This is a genomic window from Variovorax sp. GW531-E2 (assembly GCF_059423125.1).
On the sequence record NZ_JBWKXQ010000008.1, the window covers coordinates 144749 to 161809 of the forward strand.

Genomic DNA, 17061 nt, shown 5'->3' on the forward strand with positions numbered 1-17061 from the left:
CTCCTGAGCGCCCGTCAATCCTGCACAAGACGCTATAAAAAAGGAAGCAAACTATTCAGTGATGCCGGTGCGCGCCAGCAGGTCGCTCACCAGCTCCAGGCGCATCAGCGGGCTGTCGAGTTCCATCAGCCGCTGCTTCAGCGCAAGCTGCATCGGCACCAGCTCGCACCAGCGGTTGGCCACCCACCCGCAGTCGTCGAGGCGATAGGGCGCGCCGATCGGCAGGCGCACGGTGTCGCCCTGCGCGTGGCGGCGCTCTTCGAGGGTGTCGATCAGGCGGCGCAGCGCGGTGGCGGTGTGGCGCAGGTCGTCGGGGATGTCGAGCGCGACGTCGTCGGCAATGGCCTCGACCTCCGCGACCCACAGGCCGTGTTTCTGCAGCTCGCTGCTGCGCACGCGAAAGCGCTGCGTGCCGACGCATTCGATCTGCAGCAGGCCGCTTTGCGGCGCGTCGAAGGTGCGGATGTCGGCGAGCGTGCCGACGGCGGCAAAGCTCTCGGCTTCGGCGCCGGCCTTGCGCACCTCGGCGCCGCTCGTCAGGCTGACCACGCCGAAGGGGGCGCCGGCCTTGCGGCACTTGCCGATCATGTCGAGGTAGCGGACCTCGAAGATGCGCAAGGGCAGCAGGCCGCCGGGGAAGAGAACCGTGCCGAGTGGGAACAATGGCAGTGAATGCAAAAGGGGTTGTGTCGTCATCGAAGAACCTTGCGTGGCTATCATCGCATTCCGCTCACGGCTGCGCCCCATGCTCTATCAGATTCCTTCGTTTCTTCTCGACGTGATCGTCGGCCTGCTCGGCGGCGCCTGCCTGCTGCGCCTGTACATGCAGTACCACCGCGTGCCCTTCGGCAATCCGCTGGGGCGTTTCGTGTTCGCCATCACCGACTGGATCGTGCTGCCGCTGCGGCGCATCGTGCCCGCGGTGAAGCGCTGGGACCTCGCGAGCCTGATCGCGGCCTGGCTGCTGGTGATGCTCAAGTTCCTGGTGCTGTGGCTGCTGGCCGGCAGCCTGGCGCGAATCACGGCGCTGCCGTTGGTGTCGCTGGTCGGCCTGCTGCAGCTGGCGGTGTCGGGCCTGACGGCGCTGCTGGTGGTGTACGCGGTGCTGTCGTGGATTCCCGGCGCCTCGCCGATGCTGCTCGACCTGATCTCGCGTCTGGCCGAGCCGCTGGTGCGGCCCTTCCGCCGCTTCATTCCGCTGATCGGTGGCGTCGACCTGTCGCCGCTGGCCGCCATCGTGGTGCTGCAGGTGGTGGCGATCGTGCTGGGCAACCTGCTGGTCTTCGCGTTCCGGCTCGGCGCCTGACGCGTCGGGGTACCCCAGACAGCAAAACGCCCGCACCGCCTTTCGGCGTGCGGGCGTACAGGCCAGGGCCTGAAACGGTCAGAGCACCGCGTCGGCCGGCTGACGCAGCAGCATGGCCAGCGTGCTGGCGATGGTCTTGCGCAGTTCGCGGCGGTCGCTGATGAAGTCGATCGCGCCCTTGGTCTGCAGGAACTCGGCGCGCTGGAAGCCTTCGGGCAAGGTCACGCGCACGGTCGACTCGATCACGCGCGGGCCGGCAAAGCCGATCAGCGCCTTGGGCTCGGCGATCACCACGTCGCCCACGAAGGCGAAGCCGGCGCTCACGCCGCCCATGGTCGGGTCGGTCAGCACGCTGATGTAGGGCAGGCCTTTCTTCGCCAGGCGCGTGAGCGCGGCGTTGGTCTTGGCCATCTGCATCAGCGAGAGCAGGCCTTCCTGCATGCGCGCGCCACCGGTGGCGGTGAAGCAGATGAAAGGCACCTTCTGCTCGATGGCGGTCTCGACGCCGCGCACGAAACGCTCGCCGACCACGCTGCCCATGGAACCGCCCATGAACTCGAACTCGAAACAAGCCACGACCACGCTGATGCTGTGGACCGAGCCGCCCATGACGACCAGCGCGTCGGTCTCGCCGGTGTTCTCCAGCGCTTCTTTCAGGCGTTCGGGGTACTTGCGGCTGTCCTTGAACTTCAGGGCGTCGACCGGCAGCACTTCCTGGCCGACTTCGTAGCGGCCTTCGGCGTCCAGGAAGGCATCCAGGCGCGCGCGGGCGCCGATGCGGTGGTGGTGGCTGCAGCTTGGGCAGACGTTCTGGTTGTGCTCGAGGTCGGTCTTGTACAGAACGGTCTCGCAGGCCGGGCATTTGATCCACAGGCCCTCGGGCACCTGGCGGCGCTCGGACGGGTCGGTTTGTGCGATCTTGGCGGGTAGCAGTTTTTCAAGCCAGCTCATGGGGGCTCCTTGTGAGGGCAGTGATTATCGACCAGCCGCGTTCTTGGCCGTGGCGGCCGGCAGGGCGTCGAGCGCCTCGCGGATGCCGGCCAGGAATTCGCGCACCGTGGGCACCACGTTGTCGCGGGGCTGGTCTTCGATGAGTTGAATGATCTTGGTGCCGATGACCACGGCGTCCGCCGCCGAGCCGATGGCCTGCGCCGTGCGCGCGTCGCGGATGCCGAAGCCCACGCCGACGGGGATGCTCACGTGCTCGCGGATGCGCGGGATCATGCGCCCGACCGCCTCGGTGTCGAGGTGGCCGGCGCCGGTCACGCCCTTGAGCGACACGTAGTACACGTAGCCGCTCGCGATGCGCGCCACCTGCGCCATGCGCTCGGCGGTGCTGGTGGGGGCCAGCAGGAAGATCAGGTCGATGCCGGCGGCTTTCAGGTCGGCGGCGAAGTCCTCGCATTCCTCGGGCGGGTAGTCGACGACCAGCAGGCCATCGACGCCGGCCGCGGCCGCGTCGCGGATAAAGGCCTTCTTGCCGTGCACGAGGTCGTAGCGCTCGACCGGGTTGGCGTAGCCCATGAGCACGACCGGCGTGGCCGTGTCTTTGGCGCGAAAGGCGGCCACCATGGCGAGCACCTGCTTCATGCCGACGCCCAGCGCCAGCGCGGCCTCGCCGGCCTTCTGGATCACGGGGCCGTCGGCCATCGGGTCGGAGAAGGGCACGCCCAGCTCGATCACGTCGGCACCCGCCTCGACCATGCCGTGCATGAGCTCGGGCGTGATGTCGGCGAAGGGGAAACCGGCGGTGACGTAAGGGATCAGCGCGCGGCGGCCTTGCGTTTGCAGGGCCTGGAACTTGGCGGCAATGCGGCTCATCACTTGCCTCCCTTCACGCTCAGACCGCGCATCGAGGGGCGGTCGTAGAAATCGACACCCGACAGGTCGGCGACGGTGCCGATGTCCTTGTCGCCACGGCCCGAGAGGTTCACGAGGATCGACTGGTCGGGGCGCATGGTCTTGGCGAGCTTCAGGGCGTAGGCCAGGGCATGGCTGGATTCGAGCGCGGGAATGATGCCCTCCGTGCGGCACAGGTAGTGGAAGGCTTCGAGCGCCTCGACGTCGGTGATGCCGACGTACTCGGCGCGGCCGATGTCGGCCAGGTAGGCGTGCTCGGGGCCGACGCCCGGGTAGTCGAGGCCCGCGCTGACGCTGTGCGTCTCGGTGATCTGGCCGTCGTCGTTCTGCAGCAGGTAGGTGCGGTTGCCGTGCAGCACGCCGGGGCTGCCGCGCAAGATCGAGGCGGCGTGCTTGCCGCTGTCCAGGCCTTCGCCGGCCGCTTCCACGCCGATGAGGCGCGTGCCTGCGAACGGGATGTAGGGGTGGAAGATGCCGATCGCGTTGCTGCCGCCACCCACGCAGGCGACCACCACGTCGGGCTGCTTGCCCTCGGCTTCACCGGTGATGCCGTCGGCCGCCAGCATGGCGGGCATCTGCGCGATGCACTCGGTGCCGATCACGCTCTGGAAGTCGCGCACCATCGTCGGGTAGGGGTGCGGGCCTGCCACCGTGCCGATGATGTAGAAGGTGTTTTCGACGTTGGTGACCCAGTCGCGCATGGCCTCGTTGAGCGCGTCCTTCAGCGTCTTGCTGCCCGATTCGACGGGCACGACGGTCGCGCCCAGCAGGTTCATGCGGTAGACGTTGGGGCTCTGGCGCTTCACGTCCTGGCTGCCCATGTAGACCACGCATTCGAGGCCGTAGCGCGCGCAGATGGTGGCCGTGGCCACGCCGTGCTGGCCGGCGCCGGTCTCGGCGATCACGCGGGGCTTGCCCATGCGGCGCGCGAGCATCGCCTGGCCGATCACGTTGTTGATCTTGTGCGCGCCGGTGTGGTTCAGGTCTTCGCGCTTCAGGTAGATCTGCGCGCCGCCCATTTCGCGGCTGGTGCGCGCGGCGTGGTAGATCGGCGAGGGGCGGCCGACGAAGTGCTTCAGCTCGTAGTGGAACTCGGCCAGGAAGGCCGGGTCGTCCTTGAACTTGGCGTACGCGTCGCGTAGCTCGTTGATCGCGTGCGTGAGCGTTTCGCTCGCGAAGGTGCCGCCGTAGGGGCCGAAGTGGCCGCTGGCGTCGGGTTGCTGGTAGTCCTGGAATTGGCTTTGCATGGTTCTCGATCGATGGGCCGCAGCCCGAATGCGATCGGGTGCGGCGGCTAACTGGAGAAGGACGAAGCGTCGGCTGCCGAGGCCTTGACAGTGTTCGCCGCATCTGCGGCTCTCACGGCGGCGACGAATGCCCGGATCTTTCCGGCGTCCTTGAGGCCCTTGTGCCCGGGACCGTCGATTTCGACGCCCGAGCTCACATCAACGGACAGCGTCTTGCAGCGCGTCCGCAGGCTGTGAATGCCATCGCTCACGTTTGCAGGTGTGAGCCCACCACTCAAGACGAGGTGAGCGTCGACGGCGGGTGGAAGAAGTGACCAATCGAAAGCCTTGCCGCCTCCGCCATAACCTTCGACATGGGCGTCGAGCAGGATGGCCTGGGCGCGGGAGTAATCGGACGCGTATTTTACGAGGTCGAAGCCGGCCCCGGCAGCCCCCAGCGGAATCCGGGCGGCGCGCATGTAACGAAAGCGTCCCGGGCCGGTGGCTTCCTCGCACTGTTCGGGCGTTTCTTCCCCGTGGAATTGCGCGATGGCGCCTTTCACGCGGGCCAGGGAGGCCAGGACTTCGGGAGCGTCCGCGTTCACGAACAGCAGCACAGGCGTGATGAAGGGCGGCAGGCGCGAGGCCAGTTCGGCGGCGCGCTCGGCGCTCACGGCGCGCGGGCTCTTCGGGTAGAGCACGAAGCCGATAGCGTCGGCGCCGGCCTCGACCGCCGCGTCCACGTCGGCCTCACGCGTGAGGCCACAGATCTTGATGCGGGTGCGCGGGGCGAGGGGGGCGGGAGATGTCATGGCGGGCCATCATACGAAGCCCGCTCGCCCTGGAACGTGGCCTCGGCCGGCAGACCCCACTTGGCGTCGTACAACGGGCCGAGGAAGTACAGGCCGTCGGCGGAGAAGGTGGGCGCGGCGACCTTGCGGCTGCGCGCCTCGAGCACCTCGGTGATCCATTCGGGCCGTTCATCGCCGCGGCCGATGCGCACCAGGCTGCCCATCAGGTTGCGGATCATGTGGTGCAGGAAGGCGTCGGCCTCGAACTCGAAGTGCCAGCGGCAGCGCTCGCCGTCGCCCACGCGCGTGATCTCCAGGCGCCGCAGGTCCTTGACCGGCGAGAGGGCCTGGCAGGCCGAGGCGCGGAACGAGCTGAAATCGTGCCGGCCGACCAGCAGGGCCGCCGCGGCGCGCATCGCATCGCCGTCGAGCGGGTACATCGACCAGCCGACCCGGCCCGCGTCGAGGCTGGGCCGCACGGGCGACTGCGAGAGCACGTAGACGTAGCGGCGTGCCAGGGCGCTGGCGCGGCAATGGAATTCGGCGGGCACCGGGTGCGCCCACTGCACCGCGATGTCGTCGGGCAGGTAGCGGTTGGTGCCGCGCATCCAGGAGAAAGGGTCGCGTTCGATGTCGGTGTCGAAATGCACCACCTGCATCAGCCCGTGCACGCCGGCATCGGTGCGGCCGGCGCACAGCGTGCTGACCCGGCTGCCGGCGGGCAGGCCGGCGAACTTCGCGAGGGCGGCTTCGAGCTTGTCCTGCACCGTGCGGCCCGAGCGCTGGCTCTGCCAGCCCTCGTATGCCTGGCCGTTGTAGCGGATGCCGAGTGCCAGCCTCACGAAGCGATCAGAAGGGCAGTCGGCAACCGGCTCAGCGCAGTTCGGCGAGCAGCTGCTTGGCTTGCGACTTGAGGTCGCCGGCGCTCTCGGCTTCGACTTCCTCGACCAGCGAGCGCGCGCCTTCGACGTCGCCGATGGCCTGCAGTTCGCGGGCCAGCGAGAGCTTCACGGCGTGCGGGTTGTCGTCGCCGTCGTCGTCCAGGGCGGACGGCGAGGTGGCCACGGCCGCAGAGCGCGGTGCTTCGGCGGCGGCGGAGCGGGCCGGCAGGCCGGCGAGGGCGCTCATGTCGAACTCGATGAAGCCCGAGTCGGCAGGCAGCGTGTCGCGCAGCATGGCCGGGCGGGTGTTGTGCTCCGCGTCGTTCAGCGACGAGGGGCGCGTATGGGCCGTCAGCGCGCCGGGGGCCGTGTCGAAATCGTTTTCGAGATCGACAGGTGCCGCGGCGTGGCCGTTGCTCAGCGGGGCCGGTGCGGCCGTCGGCGCGTAGACCGACTTCGGCAGGCTGGCACCCACCGGAGCAGGTGCCGGTGCGGGCGGCTGGGTCAGGTCGAGGTCGAAGTCCAGCGGTGCGACCGAGGGCATGAAGGCCGGCGGGGCCGACGCGACGGGCGGTGCGGCCGGGGGCGGCGGCGCCACGACGGCGGCTGCGACGGCGGCAGCCGGCTTGGCGGCGGCTGCCAGCGCGCCGGCGAATGCGGCGGTTTCGGCCTGGCTGGCGCCACGTGCGGTGCCCGTGCCCGATTCGTACAGCGGGTTGCCCGGATCGAGGTCCTTGCCCATGTCGACCACGCGGTTCCATTCGGAGCCCGCGCCATTGGTCAGCTTGTGCACTTCGGTGGCCAGGCCATCGAAGGCGCGCACATCGCGGCGCTTGGCGTGGATCTCGAGCAGCTTGAGGTGGATGGCGGTGCGGTCCGGGTTCAGGCGCAGCGCTTCACGCAGGATTTCCTCGGCCTGCAGGTCGCGGCCGTAGGCCAAGTAGACGTCGGCTTCGGCGACCGGGTCGACATCGCCCGCGTCGAGTTGGCTCGGCGAGTACGACAGCGACGACACGGTGGAATCGCCGCGGTTCTTGGTGTCGACCGATTCGCCGCCGCTGGCGCCGAAGAACGAGTCCTTGGGAATGCGGCTCTCGAGGAACACGCTTTCGCTCATCTCTTCGCGACGGCGGCCCAGCACGCGGTACAGCAGGAAGCCGACCAGCAGCGCAATCAGCGCGGCGCCGGCGAGCATCAGCGGGTTGTCGAGCAACTCGTCGAGGAAGCTGCGTTCCGGCGGGGGCGGCGGTGGTGCGGCCTTGACCACGGGCTTGGGTGCGACGATGGGCGCGGCGGCTGCAACTGCAGCGCTGGCAGCGGCTGCCACGGGCAAGGCGGCTGCGTCGGTGGCCGATGGTGCGGTGGCTGCGGCGGGTGCTGCAGCGGAGGCCGCAGCGACCGGGGGCGTTGCAGCGGGAGCGGCTGCCGGCGCCGGCGTTGCCGGTGCGGTGGCTGCGGCGGCAGGGGCCGCGGCGGGCGCAGGAGCGGCCGCTACCGCTGGCGTCGGCGTCGGCGTCGTGGCACCGGTCAGCGGTGCGGGAACGGCGATGCCGGGCGTGGTGGCCGGCGCTGCGGGCGCGGCGGCGGCAGCGGACGATCCGGTGCCCGTGCCGGTACCGGCCTTGAGCTTGTTCAGCTCGTTGATGTTCTTCGTGAGCTCGGCGACGCGGTTGCTGCTGTCCTGCGCCTGGCGGGCCTGCGCGACCTTTTCGTCGGCGGCGCGTGCGGCGGCGTTGCCTTGCGACACTGTGAGCTTGTCGGGGGCGCTGGCGGCGGCATTGCGGTCTTCCACGCTGGCCTGCAGCTTGCCCGAGGCCTGGCGGCTCGCGGCGGCCACGTTGGTGGTCGGGGCGTTTTCGGCGAGGCGCTGGCGGTAGCTGCCGAAGTCGCGGCTTTGTGCGGTGATCGTGCGGCGTGCGTCGGCGGCCGGCACGGCGGCCGCTGCGGCAGCGTTCGGCAGGTCGAGCACGGCACCGGCCTTCATCCGGTTGACGTTGCCGCCGACGAAGGCGTCGGGGTTGGCGTTCAGCAGCGCGACCAGCATCTGGTCGAGCGAGACATCGGCGGGCTTGTGAGCGGAGGCGATCTTGCCGGCGGTGTCGCCGCGGCGCACCGTGACTTGCTCGCCGCTGCCGCCGCTGGGCGCGGCGACGGCGGCACGTGCCGGCGCAGGAGCCGGTGCGGTCGCAGGGGCCGGTGCAGCCGCAGCGGGTGCAGGCGTTGCAGCGACTGCAGGCGCAGGCTCGCGGCGCACGCGCGGGGCGGGCGCGGGGCGCTCGACCGGCGTGGCGATCTGCGGTGCGATGGGCGCGACCGGTGCGGCTGCCGCCTGGCGCGTGGCCGGCGGATCGAGCAGCACGGTGTAGTCGCGCACGATGCGGCCCGAGGCGCCATTGGCTTCGAGCAGCAGGTCGATGAAGGGGTCGTTGAGCGGACGGTTGCCGGCCAGGCGCACCACGTACTGGCCGCCGGCGCGGCGCTGCAGCGTGGCTTTCACATCGCCCAGGGCCGCGTTGTACGGGATGCCTGCGTTCTTGAAGGCTTCGGCCGTGGCGATGTTGATCTTCAGGCCTTCCGCCTCGTTGGCGGCCATTTCAGTGACATCGATCTCGGCGCGCAGCGGTTCGCCCAGTGCCGACTGCACCCGCAGCGGTCCCAGCGCGAAGGCGCTGGCGTCGGCGCTGGCCAGTCCCAGCGTCAGGGCCGCAGCGGCACCCAGGATGGAAAGGCGCCAGCCATTCGACGGCAGGGCGGGGCGGGCGGCCGAAGGGCGGGCCGCGGGCAACAGATGTCTTGTCATGCTGATAGGGGCGGCTCAGGCCCTGAATTTGTAAGAGGACGTTAGCATCATCAACATGCACTGACAAGGCAATGCGCCTGATCTACCCAGTGCGCGCATACTTCCGATGACATCCTGTGTTGCCTTTTGGCAACATTTTTGTATTTCAAGGCCCTGAGCTGCCCGCATCAGGCTTCGAGCAGGATGCGCAGCATGCGGCGCAGCGGTTCGGCCGCGCCCCACAGCAGCTGGTCGCCGATGGTGAAGGCGCCGACGTACTCGGGGCCCATCGCCAGCTTGCGGATGCGGCCGACCGGGATGTCCATGGTGCCCGTCACGGCCACCGGCGTCAGGTCCTTCACGGTGGCTTCGCGCGTGTTCGGCACGACCTTGGCCCAGGGGTTGTCGGCGGCGATCATCGCTTCGATGTCGGCCACCGGCACGTCCTTCTTGAGCTTGAAGGTCAGCGCCTGGCTGTGGCAGCGCATCGCGCCGATGCGCACGCAGAAGCCGTCCACCGGCGTGGCGGCGGTGCCGAAGCCCGCGCCTTGGCCGAGGATCTTGTTGGTCTCGGCGCCGCCCTTCCACTCTTCCTTGGACATGCCGTCGCCCAGGTCCTTGTCGATCCAGGGGATCAGCGAGCCGCCCAGCGGCGCGCCGAAGTTGGCGATTTCGGAGGCGCTGAGGTTCTGCTGCTTGTGCAGCACCTTGCGGTCGATCTCGAGGATGGCCGACTTCGGGTCGTCGAGCAGGGCGCGCACTTCGGCGTTGAGGGTGCCGAACTGGGTCAGCAGCTCGCGCATGTGCTGCGCGCCGCCGCCCGAGGCCGCCTGGTAGGTCATGCTGGTCATCCACTCGACCAGGCCGGCCTTGTAGAGGGCGCCCACGCCCATGAGCATGCAGCTGACGGTGCAGTTGCCGCCGACCCAGTTCTTGCCGCCCTTGGCGAGCGCGTTCTGGATCACGGGCAGGTTGACGGGGTCGAGCACGATGATCGCGTCATCGTTCATGCGCAGCGTGGAGGCCGCGTCGATCCAGTGGCCGTTCCAGCCGGCGGCGCGCAGCTTGGGGAACACCTCGCTGGTGTAGTCGCCGCCCTGGCAGGTGATGACGATGTCGCACTTCTTCAGTGCCTCGATGTCGTTCGCATCCTTGAGCGCGGTTTCGTTCTTGGCCATCGCCGGGGCCTTGCCGCCCGCGTTCGAGGTCGAGAAGAAGACCGGCTCGATGAGGCCGAAGTCGCCTTCGGCCTGCATGCGGTCCATGAGGACCGAGCCGACCATGCCGCGCCAGCCCACGAGGCCGACCAGAGGTTGCTTGGATGCGTTCGCCATTTCAGTTTGCCCTTAGTGAAGAAAGAAAAAATCAGTCTTTTTTGCCCCCGACTCGTCGGCCGGGGGAGGGCGTGACGAAGCGGGCTGCGGTTAGCCGGTAATCGTCTTTTTGGTGATGGCTGCTACGACCGCGTCGCCCATTTCGCGGGTGCCGACGCGCTTCGTGCCTTCGGACCAGATGTCGCCCGTGCGCAGCCCGGAGGCGAGCACGTGCTTGACCGCCGACTCGATACGGTCGGCAGCTTCGGGCTGGTTGAGGGAGAAGCGGAGCATCATGGCAGCGGACAGGATTGTAGCCAAAGGATTGGCAACCCCTTTGCCAGCAATGTCGGGCGCGCTACCGTGGCTGGGCTCGTACAGGCCCTGGTTGCTCGCATTGAGCGAGGCCGAGGGCAGCATGCCGATGGAGCCGGTGAGCATCGCGGCCTCGTCCGAGAGGATGTCGCCGAACATGTTGCCGGTGACCACCACGTCGAACTTCTTGGGCGCCTTCACGAGCTGCATGGCCGCGTTGTCGACGTACATGTGGTCGAGTTCGACGTCCGGGTACTCCTTGCCGACCTCGGTCACGATGTCCTTCCAGAATTGGAAGGTCTCCAGCACGTTGGCCTTGTCCACGCTGGTCACGCGCTTGCTGCGCTTGCGGGCCGCCTCGAAGGCGACGCGGGCGATGCGTTCGACCTCGGGGCGCGAGTAGCGCATCGTGTCGAAGGCTTCTTCAGCGCCCGGGAAGTGGCCGTCGGTGGCAATGCGGCGTCCGCGCGGCTGGCCGAAGTAGATGTCGCCGGTCAGCTCGCGGATGATGAGGATGTCCAGGCCCGCGATCAGCTCGGGCTTCAGGCTCGAGGCGCCCACCAGCTGCTCGTAGCAGATGGCCGGGCGGAAGTTGGCGAACAGGCCCAGGTTCTTGCGCAGCCCCAGGATGGCCTGCTCGGGCCGCAGCGGGCGGTCGAGCTTGTCGTACTTCCAGTCGCCGACGGCGCCGAACAGCACCGCATCGGCGTCCTTGGCGAGCTTGAGCGTCGATTCGGGCAGCGGGTGGCCGTGCGCCTCGTAGGCCGCGCCGCCAACCAGTGCCGATTCCATCTCGAACTTCAGGTCGAGGACTTCGAGCACCCTGACGGCTTCCGCCACGATTTCGGTGCCGATGCCGTCACCCGGGAGAACTGCGATTTTCATAAGTTGGTCTGAGGTTTTTTCTTGAAAACGGAAAGGCCGCCGATCACGAGATCATCGTGTGCGCGAGCCAGGGCTTCTGCGCCAGGCGCTCGGTCTCGAAGGCCTTGATCTTGTCCTTGTGGCGCAGCGTCAGGCCGATGTCGTCCAGCCCGTTGATCAGGCAGTACTTGCGGAAGGCCTGCACGTCGAACGCGAACTCCTGGCCGTCGGGCTTCACGACCACCTGGCGTTCCAGGTCGATGGTCAGCGTGTAGCCCGGGAAGGCGAAGGCTTCGTCGAACAGCTGCGAAACCTGCGACTCGGGCAGCACGATCGGCAGCAGGCCGTTCTTGAAGCTGTTGTTGAAGAAGATGTCGGCGTAGCTCGGCGCAATGATCGCGCGAAAGCCGTACTGGTCGAGCGCCCACGGCGCGTGCTCGCGCGACGAGCCGCAGCCGAAGTTCTTGCGCGCCAGCAGCACCGAGGCGCCCGCGTAGCGCGGCTGGTTCAGCACGAAGTCGGGGTTCGGCTTGCGGCTGGCCGGGTCCTGGCCCGGAAAGCCGGCATCCAGGTAGCGCCACTCGTCGAACAGGTTCACACCGAAGCCGGTCTTCTTGATCGACTTGAGGAACTGCTTGGGAATGATCGCGTCGGTGTCGACGTTCTCGCGGTCCATGGGGGCCACGAGGCCCTTGTGCACGGTGAATTTCTGCATGTGATGTCTCCAGGTCAGGCGAAGGTGCGCACGTCGACGAAGTGGCCGTGCACGGCTGCGGCGGCGGCCATCGCGGGGCTCACGAGGTGGGTGCGGCCACCCGCGCCCTGGCGGCCTTCGAAGTTGCGGTTCGAGGTCGATGCGCAGCGCTCGCCGGGCTCGAGGCGGTCGGCGTTCATCGCCAGACACATCGAGCAGCCGGGCTCGCGCCATTCGAAGCCCGCGGCCTTGAAGATCACATCGAGGCCTTCGCGCTCGGCCTGTTCCTTCACCACGCCCGAGCCGGGCACGACCATCGCGAGCTTCACGTTCTTCGCGACCTTCTGGCCCAGCTTCTTCACCACGGCGGCGGCTTCGCGCATGTCCTCGATGCGGCTGTTGGTGCACGAGCCGATGAACACCTTGTCGATGAAGATGTCGTTCATGGCCTTGTTGGGCTCCAGGCCCATGTAGACCAGCGCGCGCTCGATGGCGCTGCGCTTGCTGGCGTCCTTTTCCTTGTCGGGATCGGGCACGCGGCCGTTGATCTCGACCACCATCTCGGGCGAGGTGCCCCAGGTGACCTGCGGCTGGATCTGCGTGGCGTCAAGCTCGACCACGGCGTCGAAGGTCGCGCCGGGGTCGGACTGCAGCGTGCGCCAGTAGCTCACGGCCTGGTCCCATTCGACGCCGGTGGGCGCGAGCGGGCGGCCCTTCACGTAGCTGATGGTCTTTTCGTCGACCGCCACCAGCCCGGCGCGCGCGCCGGCCTCGATGGCCATGTTGCAGACCGTCATGCGGCCTTCCATGCTCAGGTCGCGAATGGCCGAGCCGGCGAATTCAATGGTGTAGCCCGTGCCGCCGGCGGTGCCGATCTTGCCGATGATGGCCAGCACGATGTCCTTGGCCGTGCAGCCCAAGGGCAGCTTGCCTTCGACCTTCACGAGCATGTTCTTGGCCTTCTTGCCCAGCAGCGTCTGCGTGGCCATCACGTGCTCGACCTCGCTGGTGCCGATGCCGTGCGCCAGCGCGCCGAACGCGCCGTGCGTGGAGGTGTGCGAGTCGCCGCAGACCACTGTCATGCCCGGCAGCGTCGCGCCGCTTTCCGGGCCGATCACGTGCACGATGCCCTGGCGCTTGCTCAGGAACGGGAAGAACGCGGCGGCGCCGAACTCGGCGATGTTGTGGTCCAGCGTGGTGACCTGTTCCTTGCTGGTCGGGTCGGCAATGCCTTCGTAGCCGCGCTCCCAGCCGGTGGTCGGCGTGTTGTGGTCGGCGGTGGCCACGACCGAGCTGATGCGCCACAGCTTGCGGCCGGCCTCGCGCAGGCCTTCGAAGGCTTGCGGGCTGGTCACTTCGTGCACCAGGTGGCGGTCGATGTAGAGGATCGCGGTGCCGTCTTCCTCGGTGTGGACGACGTGTTCGTCCCAGATCTTGTCGTAGAGCGTGCGTGCCATGTCGGTCTCTTGTCTTTCGTGGGGAAATGGATTGTCTGTCGACGCGGTCTAGGCCGCGAGTCGTTCGGTGGCGTCGGCCGAATCGGCCGCCGCGTGCAGGTGGTTCACCAGCGTGCGCGCCGCCACCGGCAGGGTGGAGAAGTCGCGCGCCACCAGCCGGATCTCGCGCGCCGCCCAGGCGTCGTTGAGCGTCACGCTCACGAGGCCGCGGCCGATGCCGTTGTGCATGAGTTCGAAGGCGCGCTGCGGCATCACGCCGATGCCCAGGCCGTTGTCGATCATCCGGCACATGGCGTCCAGGCCCGTGACGTGGATGCGCAGCTTCACGCTGCGGCCGGCGCTCAATGCCGCTTCGTGCATCGCCACGTAGATCGAGCTGTTGGTGTGCAGGCCCACGTGGTCGAAGGCCAGCGAGTCGACGAAATCGATCGCTTCGTGCGCGGCCAGCGCGTGCCCCTCGGGAACGATCAGTGCGAGGTGGTCGTGCCGGTAGGAAAGGCTCTGCAACTCGCCCGCGCCGCCGGCCACGTGGCACACACCCAGGTCGGCCGCGCCTTCCTGCACCGCGCGGATCACTTCGCTGCTCAGGTGCTCCTCGAGGTCGATCTTGATGGCCTCATGGGCTCGCGAGAACACGCCCAGGTCTTCCGGCAGGAACTGCACGATGGCCGAGATGTTGGCGTGCACCCGCACATGGCCGCGCACGCCGTCGGCGTATTCGCTGAGCTCGCCCTGCATCTTCTCGAGGCTGTAGAGCACCGAGCGGGCGTGGTGCAGCAGGCTTTCGCCGGCCGGCGTGAGGTCGACGCCGCGCGCATGGCGGTAGAGCAGGGCGGTGCCGAGCGTGGCCTCCAGGTCGGACAGCCGCTTGCTCACGGCCGAGGCCGCGATGAACTCGCGCTCCGCCGCGCGCCCGATGCTGCCCAGCTCGCACACGGCCACGAACAGCTGCAACGACGTGAGGTCGATGCGGCGGGCAAAGTTGCGTTCGGACGTGCTCATGGGGCTTGGGCATCGCGTTTGGCGATGAGTTTGCTATTTTCTTCCTGTTTTGAAGCCCTTGCCATCGCGATGCGCGATGACATCGCTGCCGGCTGGCGAGGAGGGGCATGCCGAACGGGCAATAAAAAAGCTGCCCGGAGGCAGCTTTTTTCAGGGAGCGGAGGTTCCGCAGCCGGTCGATCAGCGAGCCGAGATCGGCTTCACGTCACGCTTGGGCGAGCCTTCGAACAGCTGGCGCGGGCGGCCGATCTTGTACTCGGGGTCGCCGATCATTTCGTTCAGCTGGGCGATCCAGCCGACCGTGCGGGCCAGCGCGAAGATCGCGGTGAACAGCGGCACGGGGATGCCGATGGCGCGCTGCACGATGCCCGAGTAGAAGTCGACGTTCGGGTACAGCTTGCGCGACACGAAGTACTCGTCTTCCAGGGCGATCTTTTCGAGTTCCTTGGCGAGCTTGAACAGCGGGTCGTTTTCCAGGCCCAGCTCGGTCAGCACTTCGTTGCAGGTTTCCTGCATCAGCTTGGCGCGCGGGTCGTAGTTCTTGTACACGCGATGGCCGAAGCCCATCAGCTTGACGTTCGAGTTCTTGTCCTTGACCTTCTTGATGAACTCGCCGATCTTTTCCACGCCGCCTTCGCGCTGGATGTCGTACAGCATGTTCAGCGCCGCTTCGTTGGCGCCGCCGTGGGCCGGGCCCCAGAGGCACGCCACGCCGGCTGCAATGGCCGCGAAGGGGTTCGTGCCCGACGAGCCGCACAGGCGCACCGTCGAGGTCGAGGCGTTCTGCTCGTGGTCGGCGTGCAGGATGAAGATGCGGTCGAGCGCGCGCTCGAGCACCGGGTTCACCTTGTACTCTTCGCACGGCGTGGCGAACATCATGTGCAGGAAATTGCCTGCATAGCTGAGTTCGTTCTTCGGGTACATGTACGGCTGGCCGACGGTGTACTTGTAGGCCATGGCCACGAGCGTGGGCATCTTCGCGATCAGGCGGATCGCGGCGATCTCGCGGTGCTCGGGATTGTTGATGTCCGTGCTGTCGTGATAGAAGGCCGACAGGGCGCCCACGAGGCCGGTCATGATGGCCATCGGATGGGCATCACGGCGGAAGCCGCGCAGGAAGAACTGCATTTGCTCGTTGACCATCGTGTGGTTGGTCACGAGCTTGGTGAAGCTGGCCTTCTTGCCTGCGTCCGGCAGTTCACCGTACAGCAGCAGGTGGCAGGTTTCCATGAAGTCGCAGTTGGTCGCGAGCTGCTCGATGGGGTAGCCGCGGTACAGCAGCTCGCCCTTGTCACCGTCGATGTAGGTGATGGCCGACTGGCAGGCGGCGGTCGACATGAAGCCCGGGTCGTACGTGAACATGCCGGTCTGTGCATACAGCTTGCGGATGTCGATCACGTCGGGCCCGATGGTGCCCTTGTAGATCGGCAGTTCGACGTTGTCGCCGCCATTGCTGAACGACAGCGTGGCCTTGGTATCGGATGCTTTCATTTCGGTTTACTTTCAGAGGTGGATTCAGGACGAAGGAGAAAAAATGGCAGGACGCTGAGCGCCGTCGGTACGCATCAGCTGCAGCAATGCGACCACCTCGGCCCCGGCCCATGCGGGCTCGGGCTCCTTTCTGCACAGCAGCAGGTCGAGGAGGTCGTTGTCCGACAGGTCCATCAATGTCTCCATCGCTCCCGCTTGACCGACGGTCATGTGGGATTCGTGCCGCTCGAAGAAGCGGGCGATGAACAGGTCGTTCTCCAGCAGGCCGCGCCGGCAACGCCACTTGAGCTTGCTCAGCGCGCGTTCGCCGAGCAGCGTATCGGGGGCGTTGGCGGGGGTCGACATAAGTAAGGCTTCTCGGAAAAACCGTCAGATGGCGCGACGCACCATCAGTTCCTTGATCTTGCCGATGGCCTTGGTCGGGTTCAGGCTCTTCGGGCACACGTCCACGCAGTTCATGATCGTGTGGCAGCGGAACAGGCGGTACGGGTCTTCCAGGTTGTCCAGGCGCTCGGCGGTGGCTTCGTCGCGGCTGTCGGCGATGAAGCGGTAGGCCTGCAGCAGGCCGGCCGGGCCGACGAACTTGTCGGGGTTCCACCAGAAGCTCGGGCAGCTCGTGGAGCAGCTCGCGCACAGGATGCACTCGTACAGGCCGTCGAGCTCTTCACGCTCTTCGGGCGACTGCAGGCGCTCCTTTTCGGGCGGCACGGTGTCGTTCTGCAGGTACGGCTTGATCGAGTTGTACTGCTTGAAGAACTGGGTCATGTCGACGATCAGGTCGCGGATGACGGGCAGGCCCGGCAGCGGCTTGAGCACGACGGTGCCCTTGAGCGTGTTCATGTTGGTCAGGCAGGCCAGACCGTTCTTGCCGTTGATGTTCATCGCGTCGGAGCCGCAGACGCCTTCGCGGCACGAGCGGCGGAACGACAGCGTGGGATCCTGCGCTTTGAGCTTCATCAGGGCGTCCAGCAGCATGCGTTCATGGCCGTCGAGTTCGACCTCGACCGTCTGCATGTAGGGCTTGGCGTCCTTGTCCGGGTCGTAGCGGTAGATCTGGAATGTGCGCTTCATCGTATGGACCT

The 17061-nt window shown here is 67.4% G+C and carries 16 protein-coding genes; 1 reads left to right on the top strand and 15 read right to left on the bottom strand.

Annotated elements, in window-relative coordinates; translation table 11 throughout:
* Positions 1–51: 51 nt before the first annotated feature.
* Positions 52–696: an LON peptidase substrate-binding domain-containing protein gene (locus tag AC07XP_RS08095; protein WP_495264322.1), complete on the bottom strand. Its 645-nt coding sequence runs from the start codon at positions 694–696 to the stop codon at positions 52–54.
* A gap of 49 nt (positions 697–745) precedes the next feature.
* On the opposite strand from AC07XP_RS08095, the gene AC07XP_RS08100 reads away from it, so the two are divergent.
* On the top strand, positions 746–1306 hold the full coding sequence (locus AC07XP_RS08100; protein WP_056572059.1) for a YggT family protein: 561 nt from the start codon (positions 746–748) through the stop codon (positions 1304–1306).
* A gap of 78 nt (positions 1307–1384) precedes the next feature.
* Here AC07XP_RS08100 and accD read toward each other — a convergent pair whose 3' ends face one another.
* From accD to AC07XP_RS08170, 14 genes are all read right to left on the bottom strand, one after another.
* A complete protein-coding gene (gene accD, locus AC07XP_RS08105) occupies positions 1385–2257 on the bottom strand; it encodes an acetyl-CoA carboxylase, carboxyltransferase subunit beta (RefSeq protein WP_056572057.1) in 873 nt (290 codons plus the stop codon).
* 24 nt (positions 2258–2281) lie between these two features.
* Positions 2282–3127, bottom strand: a complete 846-nt coding sequence (gene trpA, locus AC07XP_RS08110; RefSeq protein ID WP_495264323.1) for a tryptophan synthase subunit alpha — start codon at positions 3125–3127, stop codon at positions 2282–2284.
* The gene (gene trpB, locus AC07XP_RS08115) at positions 3127–4413 is read right to left on the bottom strand and encodes a tryptophan synthase subunit beta (protein ID WP_139702440.1); all 1287 of its coding nucleotides are present in this window, start codon (positions 4411–4413) and stop codon (positions 3127–3129) included. Before trpB ends, trpA begins: the two co-directional genes overlap by 1 nt.
* 47 nt (positions 4414–4460) lie before the next feature.
* Positions 4461–5204, bottom strand: coding sequence for a phosphoribosylanthranilate isomerase (locus tag AC07XP_RS08120; protein ID WP_369646099.1), 744 nt, complete (start codon positions 5202–5204; stop codon positions 4461–4463).
* Positions 5201–6025 (bottom strand): tRNA pseudouridine(38-40) synthase TruA, encoded by an 825-nt coding sequence (gene truA, locus AC07XP_RS08125; protein ID WP_159275650.1) that lies wholly within the window; start codon positions 6023–6025, stop codon positions 5201–5203. Before truA ends, AC07XP_RS08120 begins: the two co-directional genes overlap by 4 nt.
* A gap of 31 nt (positions 6026–6056) precedes the next feature.
* Positions 6057–8849 carry a FimV/HubP family polar landmark protein gene (locus tag AC07XP_RS08130; RefSeq protein WP_495264324.1) on the bottom strand — a complete coding sequence of 931 codons (2793 nt, stop codon included), beginning with the start codon at positions 8847–8849 and terminating at the stop codon, positions 6057–6059.
* Between the two features lie 182 nt (positions 8850–9031).
* The gene (gene asd, locus AC07XP_RS08135; protein WP_070062265.1) at positions 9032–10177 is read right to left on the bottom strand and encodes an aspartate-semialdehyde dehydrogenase; all 1146 of its coding nucleotides are present in this window, start codon (positions 10175–10177) and stop codon (positions 9032–9034) included.
* A 90-nt stretch (positions 10178–10267) separates the two neighbouring features.
* Positions 10268–11356 (bottom strand): 3-isopropylmalate dehydrogenase, encoded by a 1089-nt coding sequence (gene leuB, locus AC07XP_RS08140; protein WP_062479698.1) that lies wholly within the window; start codon positions 11354–11356, stop codon positions 10268–10270.
* A 43-nt stretch (positions 11357–11399) separates the two neighbouring features.
* Positions 11400–12050 carry a 3-isopropylmalate dehydratase small subunit gene (gene leuD, locus AC07XP_RS08145; protein ID WP_062479700.1) on the bottom strand — a complete coding sequence of 217 codons (651 nt, stop codon included), beginning with the start codon at positions 12048–12050 and terminating at the stop codon, positions 11400–11402.
* A gap of 14 nt (positions 12051–12064) precedes the next feature.
* Positions 12065–13486, bottom strand: coding sequence for a 3-isopropylmalate dehydratase large subunit (gene leuC, locus AC07XP_RS08150; protein ID WP_492697157.1), 1422 nt, complete (start codon positions 13484–13486; stop codon positions 12065–12067).
* A gap of 48 nt (positions 13487–13534) precedes the next feature.
* Positions 13535–14488, bottom strand: coding sequence for a LysR substrate-binding domain-containing protein (locus tag AC07XP_RS08155; RefSeq protein ID WP_495264325.1), 954 nt, complete (start codon positions 14486–14488; stop codon positions 13535–13537).
* Between the two features lie 180 nt (positions 14489–14668).
* On the bottom strand, positions 14669–15979 hold the full coding sequence (gltA, locus tag AC07XP_RS08160; protein WP_062479703.1) for a citrate synthase: 1311 nt from the start codon (positions 15977–15979) through the stop codon (positions 14669–14671).
* 24 nt (positions 15980–16003) lie between these two features.
* The gene (locus AC07XP_RS08165) at positions 16004–16324 is read right to left on the bottom strand and encodes an FAD assembly factor SdhE (RefSeq protein WP_062479704.1); all 321 of its coding nucleotides are present in this window, start codon (positions 16322–16324) and stop codon (positions 16004–16006) included.
* A gap of 24 nt (positions 16325–16348) precedes the next feature.
* A complete protein-coding gene (locus AC07XP_RS08170; protein WP_062479706.1) occupies positions 16349–17050 on the bottom strand; it encodes a succinate dehydrogenase iron-sulfur subunit in 702 nt (233 codons plus the stop codon).
* Between the last annotated feature and the right edge of the window lie 11 nt (positions 17051–17061).